The following is a 17081-nucleotide window of genomic DNA, read 5'->3' as shown; positions in this document are numbered from 1 at the left end:
GTTCCAACCTCGCGCACGGCGGACGACAGCCTGTGCCGGTGGCAGCCACGCGGGGCTTGCCCGCCGAAGCCGCTACACTGGTTCATAAAAGTCAGTCTTGACTGTTTGTTTTGCGCCCGGCAGGCTGTGCCCGTGCCTCCCGCATCGACCCGCGTCCCGAAGCAGGAACGCAGCCGCGCCACCCAGGCCCGGCTGCTGGAGGCGACCGTCGAATGCCTGGTCCACCACGGCTGGTCCGGCACCACCACCACCGTCGTGGCGGCCCGGGCGGGCGTCTCACGGGGTGCCCAATTGCACCACTACCCGACCCGGACCGCCCTGGTCACCGCTGCTGTCGCGCACCTCGCCGAACGCCGGGCGACGGAGCTGCGCGCCGAGGCCGAGGCCCTCCCGGCCGGCCCGAGCCGACTGGACCGGGTGGTCGACCTGCTCGCCGCCGCCTTCACCGGGCCGCTCTTCGTCGCCGCCCTCGAACTCTGGGTGGCCGCCCGCACCGACGGTGAACTACGCGCCGCGCTGCTTCCGTTGGAGACCAGGGTCGGCCGCGAGATGCACCGGCTGGCCGTCGAGCTACTCGGCGTGGACGAACGGCAGCCCGGCGTACGCGAGGCGGTGCAGGCGAGCCTCGACCTGCTGCGCGGCCTCGGCGTGGCCAACCTGCTCAATGACGACTCGGCCCGCCGCGCCGCCCTGCTGCACGCCTGGAAGCGCCAGTTCAGCAATCTACTCACCCCCGCCGACGACCCGCCCGGGAACGGACGGCACTGACGTCCTGACCGGTCCACACCGCCCGGAGGCACCATGGTCGACCTGACCGCACTGCTCACGGATCTGGCCGCCGAATCCGAGCAGCTCGACGCGATCGTCGCGCCGCTGCCACCACCGGACTGGGGCCGGCCGACACCGGCGGCCGGCTGGACGATCTCCCACCAGATCGCCCACCTGGCCTGGACCGACCAGGTGGCCAACCTCGCCGCGACCGACGCCGGCGCGTTCTATGCCTCGATCAGCTCCACACCGGAGGTATCCCGCCTCGTCGATGCGGGCGCGGAGGCGTTCCTCGCCCCGCCGGCCGCGCTGCTGGGCCGCTGGCGGACCGGCCGTTCGACGCTTGCGGCGTCCCTTGCCGCAGTCGCGACCGGCGAGAAGCTGCCGTGGTACGGCACCCGGATGTCCCCGGCCTCGATGGCGACCGCTCGAATCATGGAGACCTGGGCGCACGGCGAGGATGTGGCCGACGCGCTCGGCGTTTCCCGCCCCGCCACCGCACGACTGCGGCACATCGCGTACCTGGGCTTCCGTACCTTCGGGCACGGTTTTGCCGCGCACGGCCGGGCGGTGCCGACGACGCCGGTCCAGATCGAGCTGGCGGCACCGACGGGTGACGGGGAGATCTGGGCCTTCGGGCCGCCGGACGCGACCGACCGGGTCGTCGGCCCGGCGCGCGACTTCTGCCTGCTGGTGACGCAGCGTCGACACCGAGCCGACCTCGCCCTGGTGGCCACCGGGCCGGTCGCCGACGAGTGGCTGGACGTGGCGCAGGTGTTCGCCGGCCCACCCGGCGCCGGCCGCGCCCCACGGTCCGCCGCCGCCAGCGGCGACGACCGCGCGACCGGCGACGACAGCATCAGGACGCCGACATGAGTGGGGTGCTGCGGGTGGGCAACGCCTCCGGCTTCTACGGCGACCGGTTCTCCGCATGGCAGGAGATGCTCGACGGCGGCGACTTGGACGTGCTGACCGGCGACTACCTGGCCGAGTTGACCATGCTCATCCTCGGCCGGGACCGGATACGCGACCCCGATCTCGGCTACGCGAGGACGTTTCTCCGCCAACTGGAGGGTTGCCTGGGCGCCGCACTCGACCGCGGGGTCACGCTGGTCACCAACGCCGGCGGGCTCAACCCGGCCGGGTTGGCCGCCGCGATCCGCTCGCTCGCCGACCGGCTCGGCCTGCCCGTCCGGATCGGGTACGTCGAGGGCGACACCCAAGCCCGGCCGGACGCGCTGACCGCCAACGCGTACCTCGGCGCGTTCGGCATCGCCGCCTGCCTCGATGCGGGGGCGGACGTCGTGGTGACCGGCCGGGTCACCGACGCCTCGCTGGTCGTCGGCCCGGCCATCGCCCGATTCGGCTGGCGGCGCGAAGACCTCGACGCGCTGGCCGGCGCCACCGTCGCCGGCCACCTCATCGAGTGTGGCGCCCAGGTCACCGGCGGCAACTTCAGCTTCTTCACCGAACTGCCCGACGGTGGGCACCGGCCGGGCTTTCCGCTCGTGGAGCTGCACCCGGACGGCTCCGCGGTGCTCACCAAGCATCCCGGCACCGGCGGGGCGGTCACCGTCGAGACGGTCACCGCCCAACTGCTGTACGAGGTGGGTGGGCCGGCCTACCTCGGGCCCGACGTGGTGACCCGGCTGGACACGGTGCTGTTGGGTCAGGACGGGCCGGACCGGGTACGCGTCTCCAGCGTCCGCGGCACGCCCCCACCCGACACACTCAAGGTCGGTGTCAACAACCTTGGCGGCTTCCGCAACTCGATGACCTTCGTGCTCTGCGGGCTCGACATCCCGGCCAAGGCGGCCCTGATCCGCGGGCAGTTGGCGGAGACGGTCGGCCAGGAGGGGCTGGAGTTCACGCTGGCCCGCACCGACCACCCCGACGCCACCGACACCGAATCGGCGAGTGCGCTGCTGCACGTACACCTGCGCGACGGTGACCGGGCGCGGGCCGGACGGGCCTTCTCGGCGGCGGCGGTGGAGTTGGCGCTGGCGTCCTACCCGGGCTGCACGCTGACCACGCTGCCCGGCGACGCCACCGCGTACGGAATCTTCACCGCCGACACCGTGCCGCAGGACGCGGTCGCCCACGTCGCCGTGCTGCCGGACGGCACCCGGCAACCGATCGCCCCACCGCCGGTGACGTGTTTGCCGGGATCCCCTGTACAACACGAGGCGTCAACAGGGGGCCCTGGCTCGCACGTCGGCGGCGTGAGTCGGCGGGCGCCGCTGGGTGAGCTGGTCGGGGCGCGTTCGGGAGACAAGGGCGGCGACGCGAACCTCGGCGTCTGGGCACGTACGGACGCGACCTGGGCCTGGTTGCGCGGCTGGCTCACCGTCCAACGGCTGGCCGAGCTGCTGCCGGAGACCGCCCCGCTGGCCGTCGCACGGTACGAGCTGCCGAACCTGCGGGCGGTCAACTTCATGATCGGAGGGCTGCTCGGCCAGGGGGTGGCCGCCTCCACCCGGTTCGATCCGCAGGCCAAGGCGCTCGGTGAGCTGCTCCGCTCCCGGATCGTCGACCTGCCCGCAGAGCTGCCCACCGTACCGGTGCGGCAGTGACCATAGTGGACACCCCGCAGCGGCGGCAGCTGCGCGAGCTGACCAGGACCTTCGTGACCCGGGAGGTGCTGCCGCACCTGGCCGACTGGGAGCGGGCCGGCGAGGTACCCCGTGCGTTGCACGCCACTGCCGCGAGGCTCGGGCTGCTCGGCATCGGCTTTCCCGAGTCGGTGGGGGGCAGCGGCGGCGACCTGCTGGACTCGATCATCGTCACCGAGGAGATCATCCGATCCGGCGGCTCGTCAGGGCTGGTCGCCGCCCTCTTCACGCACGGTATCGCGCTGCCGCACATGGTCGCCGCGGCCGAGGCGGATCTCATCGACCGGTACGCCCGGCCGACGCTGGCCGGTGCGATGATCGGCGCCCTGGCGATCACCGAGCCGGACGCCGGCTCCGATGTGGCGAGCATCCGCACCCATGCCCGCCGCGACGGTGACCACTACGTGGTCAACGGCGCGAAGACCTACATCACCAGCGGCGTACGGGCCGACTTCGTGACCACCGCGGTCAGCACCGGCCTTCCGGGCGGCGGCTCGTTGAGCCTGCTGGTGATCGACAAGGGCACCCCCGGGTTCACCGTCGGGCGTCGACTGGAGAAGCTGGGCTGGCACTGCTCGGACACCGCCGAACTCTCCTTCGTCGACGTACGCGTGCCGGTGGCGAACCGGATCGGCGAGGAGGAGACCGCCTTCCTCGCGATCATGCAGCAGTTCGCCGCCGAACGGCTCTCGATGGCCACCCAGGCGTACGCCATCGCGCAGCGCTGCGTCGAGCTGACCGTGAGCTGGTGTCGGGACCGGTCCACCTTCGGCCGGCCGCTGGCCAGCCGGCAACTGGTCCGGCACCGGCTGGCCGAGATGCACACCCGCGCCGAGTCCGCCCGGGCGTACGTGCACCAGGTGGCCGCGCGGGTAGCCGCCGGCGAACCGGTGGTGATTGAGGTGGCGATGGCGAAGAACGTGGCGGTGGCGGCCGGTGACTGGGTGGTCGACCAGGCCCTGCAACTACACGGCGGCTTCGGCTACCTGCGCGACGCCGAGGTGGAACGGCACTACCGGGATGCCCGGATCCTCGGCATCGGCGGCGGCACCACCGAGATCATGAACGAGATCGTCGCGAAGGGCATGGGCCTGTGACCACGTTGGAGAGCAAGGTCGACCCCGCCGCACCGGCCCGACGGGCCAACCGGGAGGCGCTGCTGGAGCGCCTCGCCGAGTTGGACAGCGCGCTGGACCTGGCGCGTCAGGGCGGCGGCGAGAAGTACGTGACCCGGCACCACAAGCGCGGCAAGCTGCTTCCCCGGGAGCGCGTCGAACTGCTGCTGGACCAGGACAGCCCGTTCCTGGAGCTGTCGCCGGTGGCCGCGTACGGCACCGACTTCCCGGTCGGGGCCAGTGTGGTGACCGGGATCGGCGTGGTCGAAGGCGTCGAGTGCCTGATCGTCGCCAACGACCCGACGGTACGCGGCGGCGCGGTCAACCCGTGGTCGCTCGCCAAGACCCGGCGGGCCGGCGAGATCGCCCTGGCCAACCGGCTACCGATGGTCAACCTGGTCGAGTCGGCCGGCGCCGACCTGCCCACCCAGGCGGAGATCTTCATTCCGGGCGGCCGGGTGTTCCGCGACCTGACCCGGCTCTCGGCCGAGAAGATTCCCACGGTCAGCGTGGTCTTCGGCAACGCCACCGCCGGCGGGGCGTACGTGCCCGGGATGTCGGACTTCACCATCATGATCCGGGAACGGTCGCAGGTCTACCTGGCCGGGCCGCCGCTGGTGAAGATGGCCACCGGCGAGGACGCCGACGACGAGTCGTTGGGCGGCGCGGCCATGCACGCCACGCTATCCGGCCTGGCCGACTTCCTCGCCGCCGACGAGCGCGACGGCATCCGGCTGGCCCGGCAGTGCGTACGCCGACTCAACTGGCGCAAGAGGGGTCCGGCGCCGCGCAACCCGACGCCGCAACCACCGAAGTACGACCCGGAGGAGCTGCTCGACATCGTCAGCGCAGACCTGAAGGTGCCGTTCGACCCGCGTGACGTGCTGGCCCGGGTTCTCGATGGCAGCGAGTTCGACGAGTTCAAGCCGTCCTACGGGACCGCGTTGGTCACCGGCTGGGGCGAGCTGCACGGCTACCCGGTCGGCGTGCTGGCCAACGCCCGGGGCGTGTTGTTCAGCCCCGAGGCGCAGAAGGCCACCCAGTTCATCCAGCTCGCCAACGCCGCCGACACTCCGCTGATCTTCCTGCAGAACACCACCGGTTACATGGTCGGCACCTCCTACGAGCAGGGCGGCATCATCAAGCACGGCGCCCTGATGATCAATGCGGTGTCGAATTCGAAGGTGCCGCACCTGACGGTCAACCTGGGCGCCTCGTACGGCGCGGGTAACTACGGCATGTGCGGCCGGGCGTACGAGCCACGGTTCCTGTTCACCTGGCCGAACGCGCATTCGGCGGTGATGGGCCCGGCGCAGCTGGCCGGGGTGCTGTCCATCGTGGCCCGGCAGGCCGCCGCCGCCCGGGGCCACGAGTTCGACGAGGACTCCGACACGGCGATGCGGATGATGGTCGAGCAGCAGATCGAGTCGCAGTCCGGCGCGCTGTTCCTCTCCGGCCGGCTCTACGACGACGGGGTGATCGACCCTCGGGACACCCGTACCGTCCTCGGCCTCTGCCTGTCGGCCGTCCACAACGCACCAGTGAGGGGCGCCGACGGCTTCGGCGTCTTCCGGATGTAGGAGACGAGTTTGGTGCACACGAGGAACGCAGTGAGGCGGGGTCCCGCAGTCGCGAACGAAAGGCTGGGTGAGCTCACATGATCTCAAGACTTCTGGTGGCCAACCGGGGGGAGATCGCCCGTCGGGTCTTCGCCGCCTGTCGGGCGTCGGGCGTCGAGACGGTCGCCGTGCACTCCGACGCGGACACCGAGGCACCCTTCGTCGCCGAGGCCGATCACGCGGTCCGGCTGCCGGGGAACACTCCCGTCGAGACGTACCTGCGGATCGAGCTGATCCTGGACGCGGCCCGTCGGTCCGGCGCGGACGCCATCCACCCGGGCTACGGCTTCCTCGCCGAGAACGCCGGCTTCGCCGCGGCGGTCACCGATGCCGGGCTGACCTGGGTCGGCCCGCCCGCGAAGGCGATCGCCGCGATGGGTGACAAGCTGGCCGCCAAGGCGTTGCTCGCCGACGCGGGCATACCGATGCTGCCCAGCTGGACCGAGCCGGAGCAGGTGACCGGCTTTCCGGTGCTGGTCAAGGCGTCGGCCGGGGGCGGCGGTCGCGGCATGCGGATCGTCCGTGACACCGACGGGCTCGCCGGGGCCGTCGCGAGCGCGCGCCGCGAGGCGGCTGCAGCGTTCGGCGACGGGACGGTCTTCGTCGAGCGGTACGTCGAGCGTGGCCGGCACGTCGAGGTGCAGATCGTCGGCGACCGGCACGGCACGGTGCTGGCCCTCGGTGAGCGCGACTGCTCGATCCAGCGCCGGCACCAGAAGATCGTCGAGGAGGCACCGGCGATCGTCGGCACGGAACTGCGGGAGCGGTTGCACGCGGCGGCGGTGTCCGCCGGCCGGGCGGTCGACTACCTGGGCGCGGGCACGGTGGAGTTCCTGCTCGCCCCGGACGGCGAGTTCTACTTCCTGGAGATGAACACCCGGCTTCAGGTGGAGCATCCGGTCACCGAGGCGGTGACCGGGCTGGACCTCGTCCGCCTGCAACTGCTGGTCGCCGAGGGCGAGCCGCTGCCGCTGACGGCGACTCCGCCGGTCGCGGGCCACGCGATCGAGGTCCGCCTCTGCGCCGAGGACCCGGCCCAGGGATTCCGTCCGGCCACCGGCACCCTGCACCGCTTCGCTGTTCCAGGGGTGGTTGGCGATTTCACGCCGCCGCGCGGGCTGCGGCTCGACTCCGGTGTGCAGAGCGGCTCGACCGTGGGTGTCCACTACGACTCGATGCTGGCCAAGCTGGTCGCGTGGGCACCCACCCGCGTCGAGGCCGCCCGTGCGCTGGCCGCCGCGCTGGCCCGCGCCGAACTGCACGGCGTGCGAACCAACCGCGACCTGCTGGTCCGGGTGTTGCGCAGCCGGGAGTTCGGCGCGGCCGAGGTCGACACCGGTTTCCTGGACCGGCACCCCGAGGTCTTCGCCCCACTACTGCCGGCCGGCGAGCTTCCCCTGGCCGCCCTGGCCGCCGCGCTCGCGTCGGCCGCTGACCGCCGCGCCGCCGCGCCGGTGCTCGCCGGGCTCCCGGCGGGCTGGCGCAACGTGCCGGCCTTTCCGCAGGTCGCCCGCTTCGTCGGCCCCGACGGCGACGAGGTCGAGGTCCGGTACCGCCTCGACCGCACCGGTGGTCTCGCGCAGTGGTCGACGTCGACAGGCGATGAGCCGCCGCCGACGGTGACCCTGGTCGGTGCCGCCGGGCAGCGGGTGGTACTCGACGTCGACGGGGTACGGCGGGCGTACCGCGTACACCGGGTCGGGTCGGAGGTGTTCGTGGACGGCCCGGACGGGGCGGCGAGCCTGGTCGAGCTGCCCCGCTTCCCGGTGCCCGGTGCGGAGCTGGCCGCCGGATCGCTGCTGGCGCCACTGCCCGGCGCGGTGGCCCGGGTGCACGTCGAGGTCGGGCAGCGCGTCGCCGCCGGTGATCTGCTGCTGACCCTGGAAGCGATGAAGCTGGAACATCCCGTGGTCGCTCCGACCGACGGCGTGGTCACCGAGCTGCCGGTCCTGGCCGGCGGGCAGGTCGACACGGGTGCCGTGCTGGCCGTGGTCGGCCCTGTTGAGGAGGCATCGTGATGAACTTCGACCCCACCGGAGAGCAGGACCAGCTCCGCGACGCAGTCCGGTCGCTGGGCCGGCGGTACGGTCACCGCTACTTCGTGGAGAAGGCGAAGGCCGGCGAGCACACCACCGAGTTGTGGCACGAGGCCGGCCGGCTCGGCTACCTCGGCGTGAACATCCCCACCGAGTACGGCGGCGGGGGCGGCGGCATCACCGACCTGGCCATCGTCTGCGAGGAGCTGGCCGCCGTCGGCTGTCCGCTGCTGCTGCTCGTGGTCTCCCCCGCCATCGCCGCCACCGTCATCAACCGGCACGGAACCGAGGAGCAGCGCAAGCGCCACCTGCCCGGCCTCGCCGACGGCTCACAGAAGATCGTCTTCGCGATCACCGAACCGGAGGCCGGTTCGAACTTCCATCGGCTCGGCACGACGGCCCGCCGCGACGGCGAAGACTGGCTCGTCTCCGGCCGCAAGTGCTACATCTCCGGTGTGGACGAGGCCGGTCATGTCCTCGTGGTGGCTCGTACCGAGGACACGGCGAGCGGAAAACTGAAGCCCGCGCTGTTCCTCGTGCCGACCGACGCCCACGGGATGACGTGGTCCAAGTTGGACATGGAAATCGTGTCTCCGGAGAACCAGTTCCTGCTCTACCTGGACGAGGTGCGGCTGCCCGGCCACGCGCTGGTCGGTGAGTCCCTGGACGCCGGCCTGCCGGCGCTGTTCTCCGGGCTGAACCCGGAGCGCATCACGGTCGCCGCGATGGGCGCCGGCACCGGCCGGTACGCCATTGAGCGGGCGTCGGAGTACACCGCGACCCGGTCGGTGTGGGGCGGTAGGACCATCGGTTCGCACCAGGGCGTGTCGCACCCGCTGGCGCACGCCGCGGTCCAGGTGGAGCTGGCCCGGCTGATGATCCAGAAGGCCGCGACCCTCTACGACGCCGGCCGCGATCTGGAGGCCGGCATCTCCGCCAACATGGCCAAGTACGCGGCCGGTGAGGCCGCCGCCCTCGCGGTCGACACGGCGGTGCAGGCGCTCGGCGGCGCCGGCATGACCACCGAGTACGGGGTGGCCACCCTGTTGGGTGCCGTTCGGGCGGGCCGGATCGCGCCGGTCAGCCGGGAGATGATCCTCAACTTCGTCGCCCAACACGTACTGGGCCAGGACAAGTCGTACTGAGGTGCCTGCGGGGCCGGGCGCCGTCAACGGCAGGCGGCGTCCACCCGGTGGACCGGCCCCACGTTGGACACCGTTGTGGACGTCACCCATCAGCGGCTCGTCCGCCGCCACCCCGATCCGCAGGACAGGCTGGCCCGCCGGGCGATCCGACGCCTGGGTGATGTCTCATTCACACTGCGTAGATGTGTTGTCCGCTGGCACGACTCGGCCCGTTGCCGCTGTTGACAGGTCGGCGATCTCCGACATTCTGGACGGGTGAGACGGTTCCCCGGACCCGACGCGCGGACCGTGGCGGCGGTCGCGGCGCTCGGGGCATTCTGGCTGCTGATCGTGCTGATCGCCGGGCGCCGACAGGACCTGCTGGGCGTCGCCATGGCGCTGCTCTGCGTCCTGCTCGCCACGGTCGCCGCGGTGGCCGTGAACGCCGCCCGGCAACGCGACGCCGACGGCCGACCGGCCCCGGCCGCACCCGCGGCGGCCGAGCCGCCCGGCATCGACGCCGACACGCTGGAGACACTGGGCGATCGCGACGCGATCCGCGCGATGCGGGAACGTCACCGCCGCGACGACCGCAGCCGCTGACCATCGGGCGGTGCGATCAGCCGCTGGTCAGCGTGGGTGAGGCCAGCCCATCCAGGCCCCGCCCGGCCAGGCATCGATAGGTCCGGTCGATGTCGCCGCCAGCCGGCGGCAGCACCTCGAGATTCCAGCCGACAGTCTGCCGCAGCCCGGTGAGAAGCCGAAAGGTGTCTTCGTTGCAGACCCGGCGTACCGCCGGATCAGCCACGATCTCGTCGTAGCCGAAATCGACCAGGATGGCGGGCAACTGCCCCTGGGCGTAGCTTTCCCAGGTGTGTCGGGCGTCGCAGGGCACCCGGCTCGCCTCGGCCCGCTGGCCGCGCACCTGCACCGGCCCGAAGCACTCCAGCTCCGTAGCACACTGAGCGCCCTCGGGCAGCGAGCCTGGCAGGGTGGCACAGCCCGGACGGAGCACTCCGGTCGCCGCCGGGCGGGCCGGAAGGGTGGGTTGCGACGACGGGACGCCACCAGCCGCCCAGGCGCCGACACCCGCCGACGCGGCTAGCGCCACCACAGCCGCTGCGCCCAGGAACCAACGTCGCCGGCGGTGACGGTCGGTGGAGCTTTCCGCAGGTGCCGCCGCTGGCTGCCCCGGGCGGTCGGCGGCGGTGTCGGTCGGCGTGTTCGTGCCGCCGGCCCCCGAGTCCGGGGTGCCCAGCGACAGGTTGGTGAGCATGTCGCGCAGTTCCGCGGCGGAGGGTCGGTCGCCGGGATCGTTGGCCATGCCGGCACGCAACACGTCGACCAGTTCGTCGGGAATCCCGGGCAGGCTGGGAATCGGCTGGTGGAACATCTCCATCAACGTGACCAGGCTCGGATTGTGCTCGGCCTGCCAGCGGGGCGGACGCCCGTGCATGACCGCGTAGAGCGTGGCACAGAGCGCGTACACGTCGACGGTCGGCGACGGAGGGCTGTGACTGAACATCTCCGGCGGCGCGTACGCCGGGGTGAGCACCTCCAGGGCGACGGATGCGTCCCGCATCTCGGCGACCACGGCCAGCCCGAAGTCGGCCAAGACCGCCGGGTTGAAGTGTGAGTGGAGGATGTTCGCCGGCTTCACGTCGCGGTGCAGCACGCCGGCGGCGTGCGAATGCGCGATCGCATCTGCGATCTTGATGCCCAGGTCACGGGCCTCGGCGGCGCCCAGCGGCGAATTGCGCATCCGCTCGGCGTACGATCCGTCGCACAGTTCCATGATCAGGTAAGGGTGCTGGTCGATGGTGACCCCGACGTCGAACAGGTCGACCACGTGCGGGTGAGACGACATCCGGCCGGCCGCTCGCGCCTCGCGCAGGAAACGCGCCTGGTCCCGTTCGCTGACCAAGGTCCGGTTCTCGACCTTGACCGCGACCTCACGACCCACAGAGATCTGCGTGGCACGGTAGACCGTGGCGTAACCGCCTCGGGCAAAAACCCGCAAATCAGTCAGACCCGGCACGATGGGCGTCGGCAGGGCGCCGGGCGGGGTGTCGGTCACAACTTCGAAAATACCGAATGGGGCCGACGGCTCAGCGAACCGCATCGGAGGAGGCCGGTCGCACACCGGATGTTCCGACGCCGCCGTGCTCGCCCGACAACGGCTCGGCAGCAGTCGATCCGGCACCGCCCGAAGCGGTACGGCGGGCGTCCCACCAGAGCCCGGCAGCGGTGGCCAGCGCGCCCAGACCCTCCCAGGCCGCCACCCCGAAGAACCGACCCGGTGCGACGTCGGCCAGCACCGCGACGGTGAAGACCGTGAACGTCACCAGCCGGAAGACCACCGTGAAGCGGTAAAAGGCCCGCCATTCCGTGGCGGCGGCCAACAGGTAGTAGACCCCCATGTTGAACGATGCCATCGACGACGCCGTCACGAACACACCGGTGTAGTCGCCGGCCGCGCGGGCCTCCGGGATCTCGAAGCCGATCATACGCAGCAGCGCCTCCGGCCAGAGCAGGCCGACCGCGCCCATCACCAGCGCCAACACGCCGAACACCGCGATCGTCCAACCCGCGACCGAACGCGGCAACCTCATCTGAGCCCTCCCCATCGACGGCACGACCATCGGCGTCGACGGCCGCGTGCAACTGCCACGCTAGCCGCCGGCCCCGACAGACCACATCCCCGAAACCGCCAGAACCGCACCGGTCACGCATCGCCGGACGAGTCAGGCCGCACCGAACGCCGGCCGTTCGAGGTCGCCAACGGCTGCGGGAGGTTCGGTCATTCGGGTGCTCGCAGGCGGGTGTGCAACGCCACGGCGGTGGCCCGCTCGCTGCGCTGCTCGGTAGCGTACGCCAGGCGAACCGCATCCTCGGCGCTGGCCAACGCCTCCGCCGAAAGCCCGCAGGCCGCCAGCGCCTCGGCGAGCACGCTCATCGCGATCACCTGGCTTCGGACCTCCTCGGACGGCAGGTTCACCGCCCGGCGAGCCCAGTCCAGCGCCTGGTCCCGTTGCCCGTGGGCGAGCAGGGCCGAGGCGTAGCGTGCCATCGACTGCCGCCGGGAGAAGAGCAGCGACGGCGTGGTGGCCGCCGCGGTGGCGACCGGTGCCAGCAGGCCGACCGCCATGCCGGAGTCGCCGGCCGCCAGCCGGGCCGTCGCCAGCAGCACCCGGGGGGCCACCTGGGCGGGCGCCTGCGGGTTGTGCGGCTCCACGCTGGTCAGCACCGCCCGGGCGTCCCGCTCGGCGGCGGCCACGTCACCCATGTCCAGGGCGACGAACCCACGCAGCGTGCCGGCCATCCCGGTGAGCAGCGGATGCGCCGTCCGGTGCCCGTAGGAGAGCGCGTCTGTCAGCAGGTCCGCGGCGTGCTCCGGCTCGCCCAGCCCCCGGGCGACCACGCCGCGGACCACCAGCGCGAAGCCCTGCCCCCAGTCGTCCGAGGCGGCGGCGAAGTCCCGGGAGGCCCGGCGGGCCTCCCGGTCGGCGTCGACCAGCTCACCCAGCTCGGCGTTCGCGTACGCATCGACGGCCCGGAGGGTGCCGACCGCCCACGCCTCGCCGACCCGCTCGCCGAAGGGGAGGAAGATCCGGGCCAGGCGACGTGCCTCCCCCAACCGGCCTGCGAGCAGTCGGGCGAAGGCGGTGGTGCCGCGCAGCCACGCCCTTCCGTACGGGTCCCTCAGCTCGGCGAAGAGCCGGGCGGCCCGGCCGAGCACCGCGTTGGTGCCGGCGAAGTCGCCCCGGGTGGTGGTCACCCAGGCCAGGTTCTGCAACGACCACGCCTGCCCGCGGCGATCCTGCGCACCCAGACTGACCTGGTAGGCGGCGGCGAGCCGACTGCTCGCCTGCCCCAGCCGTCCGGCCAGGAAGTCCGCCATGCCCAGCCGGCGCATCGCCGACGCCCGCAGGGCCGGCAACTCGGCTTCGGTGGCCACCTGCAACGCCTCTCGCCAGCAGGACTCGGCCCGCCGCAGGTCACCCATCACCTGCTGGGCCTGCCCGGCGAGCAGCAGCGCACCGGCTCGGGTCGCCGCGTCCCCGACGTTGGCAGCGATCTTCTCGGCGGAGGCCAGCGCATCCGCGACCCGCCCGACCTGCAACAGCGCGCGGGCGTGTACCACCCGGTCAACCGCCGGAACGCCGTCGCGGGCCAGTTCGGCGGCGCGTTCGGAGTACTCGACGGCGAGTATCGGCTCACCTGCGTGCAGTGACCGGCGGGTGGCCCGACCGAGCGCGGCGACACCCAGCGGCTCGACCGCCCGGGCCGGCGCGTCCGGACGCAACGTGACCGCGTCGGCGAGGACGGTGGCCCGTTCGACGTGCTCGGCCACGAAGTCGTCCCGGGCCGCCGCACTGAAGCCGCCCGGGCCGCTCGCGGTGCCACCCGGGCCGCTCGCGGGCCCGGCCACGGGAGCCGCCCAGCGGGCCAGCGCGGCGTGTCGCTCGGCCAACTCCGCCTTGCTTATCCCGGAGTACGCGGCCTCCCGCATCAGCGGCGTGGCGAACGCGTAACCGCTGCGGGTGCGGTGCAGCATCCGACGTTGCAGCAACTCCTCGACCGCGCGTTCCAGCTCGACCGCGGCGACCGCGGCCGGGCGGCCGTCGCGGCCGGCCCGCTGTTCCCGCAGCGCCTCCAACGCGCCGTCGGGCACCGTGTCACCGACCACCGCGGCGTCCCGCAGCGCCGAGCGGGCCTCGGCGGGCAGGGCGTCGATCCGGGCGGCCAGCACCGCCGCGAGGTCACGGGAGAGCAGCCTGCTGCCCAGTGAGCCTGGGGCCAGTCGCCAGTTGTTGCCCATGCCGGCGGTGAGCGCCCCACGCTCCATCAACAGGGTGATCAGCTCGGCCAGGTAGAACGGGTTGCCCTGGGCGGTGGCGAGCAGGCGGTCGGTGTCGCCCTGGGCAAGTCGCCCGCCACCGAGGTAGGTGGTCAGCAGCCGGGCCGCGTCGGCGCCGCGCAGCGGCGGCAATGGCTGCACCTCGGCGTCCGCGACCCGGGCCAGGGTGCCGGCGGTCCGGACCAGCTCGGGCCGGCCGAGCAGCAGCACCAGCACCGGCCCGCTGAGCCTGGACAGCGTCACCTCCAGGGCCCGGATGGTCTCGGCGGTGGCGTCGTGCAGGTCGTCCACCACCATCACCAGTGGCGCCTCCTCGGCGAGCGCACTGAGGAGGTCGGCCACGGCGTTGGGCACCGCGTCGGCGTCGAGCGGCGGCTGGGCGCTACTCCACTCACCCTGGTCGGTGGGGCCGCCGGCGGGCAGTTCGGCGTACCCGAGCAGGACCAGCAACTGGTCTACGGCGACCGGCGCCGGTTCGGTGCGGGCGCGGCTGAGTCGCTGCCCGAGCCGCCGCAGCCGCTCCTCGACGGCCGGGCGGGTGACCGCGGTGGCCGTGTCGTTGGGCAGGCCGGTGGCGGCACGCACCAGGTCGGCGAGGGGTGCGAGCCGACGGCGCTCGCCGAACGCGGCGCAGCGCACCGAGAGCACCCGCGCTCCGGTGTGCGCGGCGTACCGCCCGGCACCGACGTCGTAGCCGGCGGCGAGGCGCTCCACCTCGGCGGCGAACCGCGACTTGCCGATGCCCGCCTCGGCTGTCATCAGCAGCACCCGGGGCACGCCGCGGTCGATCACCTCGGCGAGCCGGCCGGCGACCCGGCCGACCTCGGTCTCCCGACCGACGAACGGCGCCTCGTCGCCGAGGCCGGACCGGGTGCCGGGAGCGTCCAACAGGCCGAGCAACTCGTACGCCTCGACCGGTTCGCGCTTGCCCTTTAGCCGCAGCGGGCGCAGCGCCCGCCAGCTGGCCACGTGCCTGGTGGCCGCAGCAGTGCGCCCGCCGGCGTAGACGGCGCCGACAGCGGCGGCGTCGGCCAGCCGGGCGGCGGTGTTCACCGTGTCACCGATGACGGTGTACTCGATGGCGGCCTGGATGCCGGCGATCACGTCGCCGGTGTTGAGCCCGACCCGCAGGCCCAGCGGCGCGCCGCCGCCCCGCTCGTCGTCAAGCACCCGGCGGACCGCCCGCTGCATGGACAGCGCCGCGCGGACAGCCCGCTCGGCGTCGTCCTCGTGCGCCACCGGGGCACCGAAGACCGCCATGATCCCGTCGCCGGTCAGCTTGTCGACGTGCCCGCCGAAGGTCTTGACCGCCCCGGCGAGGGCGGCGAGCACCCGGTCGGTCACCGCACCGACCCGTTCCGGGTCGAGGTCCTCCGACCAGGAGGTGAAGTCGGAAAGGTCACCGAAGAGCACGGTCACCACCCGGCGCTCGGCGGCGGGTAGCGTCGCGGCGGCCGGCAGCGCGGCGCCGCAGTTGTGGCAGAACCGGGCGCCGGGCACAGCAACGGTTCCGCACACCGGGCAGGTCACGGTCGGTCCAACCTCGCGGTGCCGCCGTCGGATTCCCGGCCCAGATACTCCAGTTGGGCGCGGACGGACCACTCGGCCGCCCACCACAGCGACCGGTCGACGTCCGTGTACACCCTGGCGACCACCTCAGGCGCGGTCCGCGCGCCCTCGTCGAGCGCCGAGCGGACCTGGTTGAGACGGGCGCGGCGGTGGGCGAGGTAGAAGTCGGCGGCGGCACCGCAGTCGGCCAGTGCCGGGCCGTGGCCGGGCAGCGCCGGAATCCCCCGGTACGCGGCGAGCAGTTCCAGGCTGGCCAGGTAGTCGCCGAGGTGGCCGTCGGGGTGGGCGACCACGGTGGTGCCTCGGCCGAGAATCGTGTCGCCGGTCAGCACGACCTGCCGACCGCCGTGCTCGACCAGAAAGCAGACCGAGTCGGCGGTGTGCCCGGGAGTCGCAAGCAGGCGGATCGTCAGGCCGAAGCCACCGAAGTGCTCGTCCGGGTCGGTCAGCGGCTCGCCGCCGATGGTGTGTGCCGGGTCGGCGGCGAGGACGTGAGCGCCGCCGAGCAGTTCGTGCAGGCGCGCCGAGCCGTCGGTGTGGTCCGGGTGGCCGTGGGTGATGAGCACCAGTCCGACCGGCCCCCGCGCGGCGATCGTCGCGAGGTGTCCCTCGTCGGCCGGCCCGGGGTCGACCACCACGGCTGGCTCGCCGGGCGCGGCCCGCAGCAGCCAGGTGTTGGTGCCGTCCAGCGTCATCGGCCCGGGGTTGGGCGCACGCAGCAGCGTCACCCAGTCCGGCAGTTCGCTGGCGAGGGCGGTCACCGCCCCCGTCACATGCCCTCCCATGGCTGCGATCGTACGACTCCCCGGGCGGGCCTCCGCGATCTTGCAGTTCTGGTCGCCGATTCGCCCCTGTTAGGGCTTTTCGTCCAGACGGAACTGCAAGATCGCGTGGCCGGCTACTCGCCCGGATCAGGCGATTTCGACGATGACCTCGATCTCGACCGGGGCGTCCAGTGGAAGTTCGGCGACGCCGACGGCGCTGCGGGCGTGCCGACCAGCCTCACCGAAGACCGTGCCGAGCAGATCCGAGGCGCCGTTGACGACCCCGGGCTGGCCGGTGAAACCGGGGGCGCTCGCGACGAAGCCGGTCAGCTTGACGACCTTGACCACGTTCTCCAGACCGACCAGCGAGTCGACGGCGGCCAGCGCGTTGAGGGCACACCGCTGGGCGAGCTGCTTGGCCTGCTCGGCGGAGACGCCGGCACCGACCTTGCCGGTGGCCAACAGCTTGCCCTCGGCCATCGGCAGCTGCCCGGACACGTACACGTGCTGCCCGGACTGCACCGCCGGTACGTAGCTCGCCACCGGCGGCACCACCTCCGGCAACTCCAGCCCCAACTCCGCCAGCTTTCCGTGCGGTCCGTTGGTCACGACA

The 17081-nt window shown here is 72.7% G+C and carries 13 protein-coding genes; 8 read left to right on the top strand and 5 right to left on the bottom strand.

Annotation, left to right across the window (positions count from 1 at the left end; translation table 11 throughout):
- The first annotated feature begins 132 nt into the window (after positions 1–132).
- From ACFHWY_RS00160 to ACFHWY_RS00125, 8 genes are all read left to right on the top strand, one after another.
- Positions 133–768 (top strand): TetR/AcrR family transcriptional regulator, encoded by a 636-nt coding sequence (locus ACFHWY_RS00160; protein ID WP_416578010.1) that lies wholly within the window; start codon positions 133–135, stop codon positions 766–768.
- A 33-nt stretch (positions 769–801) separates the two neighbouring features.
- A complete protein-coding gene (locus ACFHWY_RS00155; RefSeq protein WP_416578009.1) occupies positions 802–1644 on the top strand; it encodes a TIGR03084 family metal-binding protein in 843 nt (280 codons plus the stop codon).
- Positions 1641–3341, top strand: coding sequence for an acyclic terpene utilization AtuA family protein (locus ACFHWY_RS00150; RefSeq protein WP_416578008.1), 1701 nt, complete (start codon positions 1641–1643; stop codon positions 3339–3341). Before ACFHWY_RS00155 ends, ACFHWY_RS00150 begins: the two co-directional genes overlap by 4 nt.
- Complete coding sequence (locus ACFHWY_RS00145; protein WP_416578007.1) at positions 3338–4477, top strand: acyl-CoA dehydrogenase family protein; 1140 nt, start codon at positions 3338–3340, stop codon at positions 4475–4477. Before ACFHWY_RS00150 ends, ACFHWY_RS00145 begins: the two co-directional genes overlap by 4 nt.
- Complete coding sequence (locus ACFHWY_RS00140; RefSeq protein WP_416578006.1) at positions 4474–6075, top strand: acyl-CoA carboxylase subunit beta; 1602 nt, start codon at positions 4474–4476, stop codon at positions 6073–6075. Before ACFHWY_RS00145 ends, ACFHWY_RS00140 begins: the two co-directional genes overlap by 4 nt.
- Positions 6076–6152: 77 nt before the next feature.
- Positions 6153–8132, top strand: a complete 1980-nt coding sequence (locus tag ACFHWY_RS00135) for a biotin carboxylase N-terminal domain-containing protein (protein WP_416578005.1) — start codon at positions 6153–6155, stop codon at positions 8130–8132.
- Positions 8132–9295 carry an acyl-CoA dehydrogenase family protein gene (locus ACFHWY_RS00130; protein ID WP_416578004.1) on the top strand — a complete coding sequence of 388 codons (1164 nt, stop codon included), beginning with the start codon at positions 8132–8134 and terminating at the stop codon, positions 9293–9295. Before ACFHWY_RS00135 ends, ACFHWY_RS00130 begins: the two co-directional genes overlap by 1 nt.
- A gap of 255 nt (positions 9296–9550) precedes the next feature.
- Entirely contained in the window at positions 9551–9877 is a 327-nt protein-coding gene (locus ACFHWY_RS00125) for a hypothetical protein (RefSeq protein WP_416578003.1), read from the top strand.
- 16 nt (positions 9878–9893) lie between these two features.
- Here the strand turns inward: ACFHWY_RS00125 and ACFHWY_RS00120 are convergent, their stop codons facing one another.
- The 5 genes from ACFHWY_RS00120 to ACFHWY_RS00100 all read right to left on the bottom strand — a co-directional run bounded on the left by ACFHWY_RS00120 (position 9894) and on the right by ACFHWY_RS00100 (position 17077).
- Positions 9894–11351, bottom strand: coding sequence for a serine/threonine-protein kinase (locus ACFHWY_RS00120; protein ID WP_416578002.1), 1458 nt, complete (start codon positions 11349–11351; stop codon positions 9894–9896).
- A 31-nt stretch (positions 11352–11382) separates the two neighbouring features.
- Positions 11383–11886, bottom strand: coding sequence for a hypothetical protein (locus ACFHWY_RS00115; protein WP_416578001.1), 504 nt, complete (start codon positions 11884–11886; stop codon positions 11383–11385).
- A 188-nt stretch (positions 11887–12074) separates the two neighbouring features.
- Positions 12075–15665 carry an adenylate/guanylate cyclase domain-containing protein gene (locus tag ACFHWY_RS00110; protein ID WP_416578000.1) on the bottom strand — a complete coding sequence of 1197 codons (3591 nt, stop codon included), beginning with the start codon at positions 15663–15665 and terminating at the stop codon, positions 12075–12077.
- Positions 15662–16489 (bottom strand): MBL fold metallo-hydrolase, encoded by an 828-nt coding sequence (locus ACFHWY_RS00105; protein ID WP_416577999.1) that lies wholly within the window; start codon positions 16487–16489, stop codon positions 15662–15664. The genes ACFHWY_RS00110 and ACFHWY_RS00105 overlap by 4 nt, the downstream gene beginning before the upstream one ends.
- Before the next feature lie 126 nt (positions 16490–16615).
- Positions 16616–17077 (bottom strand): RidA family protein, encoded by a 462-nt coding sequence (locus ACFHWY_RS00100; RefSeq protein ID WP_416577998.1) that lies wholly within the window; start codon positions 17075–17077, stop codon positions 16616–16618.
- Positions 17078–17081 lie beyond the last annotated feature (4 nt).

Origin of the sequence: Micromonospora sp. LOL_024 (assembly GCF_048060415.1) — a bacterium.
Taxonomy (GTDB): Bacteria; Actinomycetota; Actinomycetes; order Mycobacteriales; family Micromonosporaceae; genus Micromonospora.
This window is presented reverse-complemented; position numbering and strand designations above follow the sequence as displayed.

What these genes read in the sequence shown, in the direction of transcription:
- ACFHWY_RS00105 (WP_416577999.1), bottom strand. Translation starts at nt 16,489, where the DNA reads ATGGGAGGGCATGTGACGGGGGCGGTGACCGCCCTCGCCAGCGAACTG.
- ACFHWY_RS00155 (WP_416578009.1), top strand. Translation starts at nt 802, where the DNA reads ATGGTCGACCTGACCGCACTGCTCACGGATCTGGCCGCCGAATCCGAG.
- ACFHWY_RS00115 (WP_416578001.1), bottom strand. Translation starts at nt 11,886, where the DNA reads ATGAGGTTGCCGCGTTCGGTCGCGGGTTGGACGATCGCGGTGTTCGGC.
- ACFHWY_RS00130 (WP_416578004.1), top strand. Translation starts at nt 8,132, where the DNA reads ATGAACTTCGACCCCACCGGAGAGCAGGACCAGCTCCGCGACGCAGTC.
- ACFHWY_RS00135 (WP_416578005.1), top strand. Translation starts at nt 6,153, where the DNA reads ATGATCTCAAGACTTCTGGTGGCCAACCGGGGGGAGATCGCCCGTCGG.
- ACFHWY_RS00150 (WP_416578008.1), top strand. Translation starts at nt 1,641, where the DNA reads ATGAGTGGGGTGCTGCGGGTGGGCAACGCCTCCGGCTTCTACGGCGAC.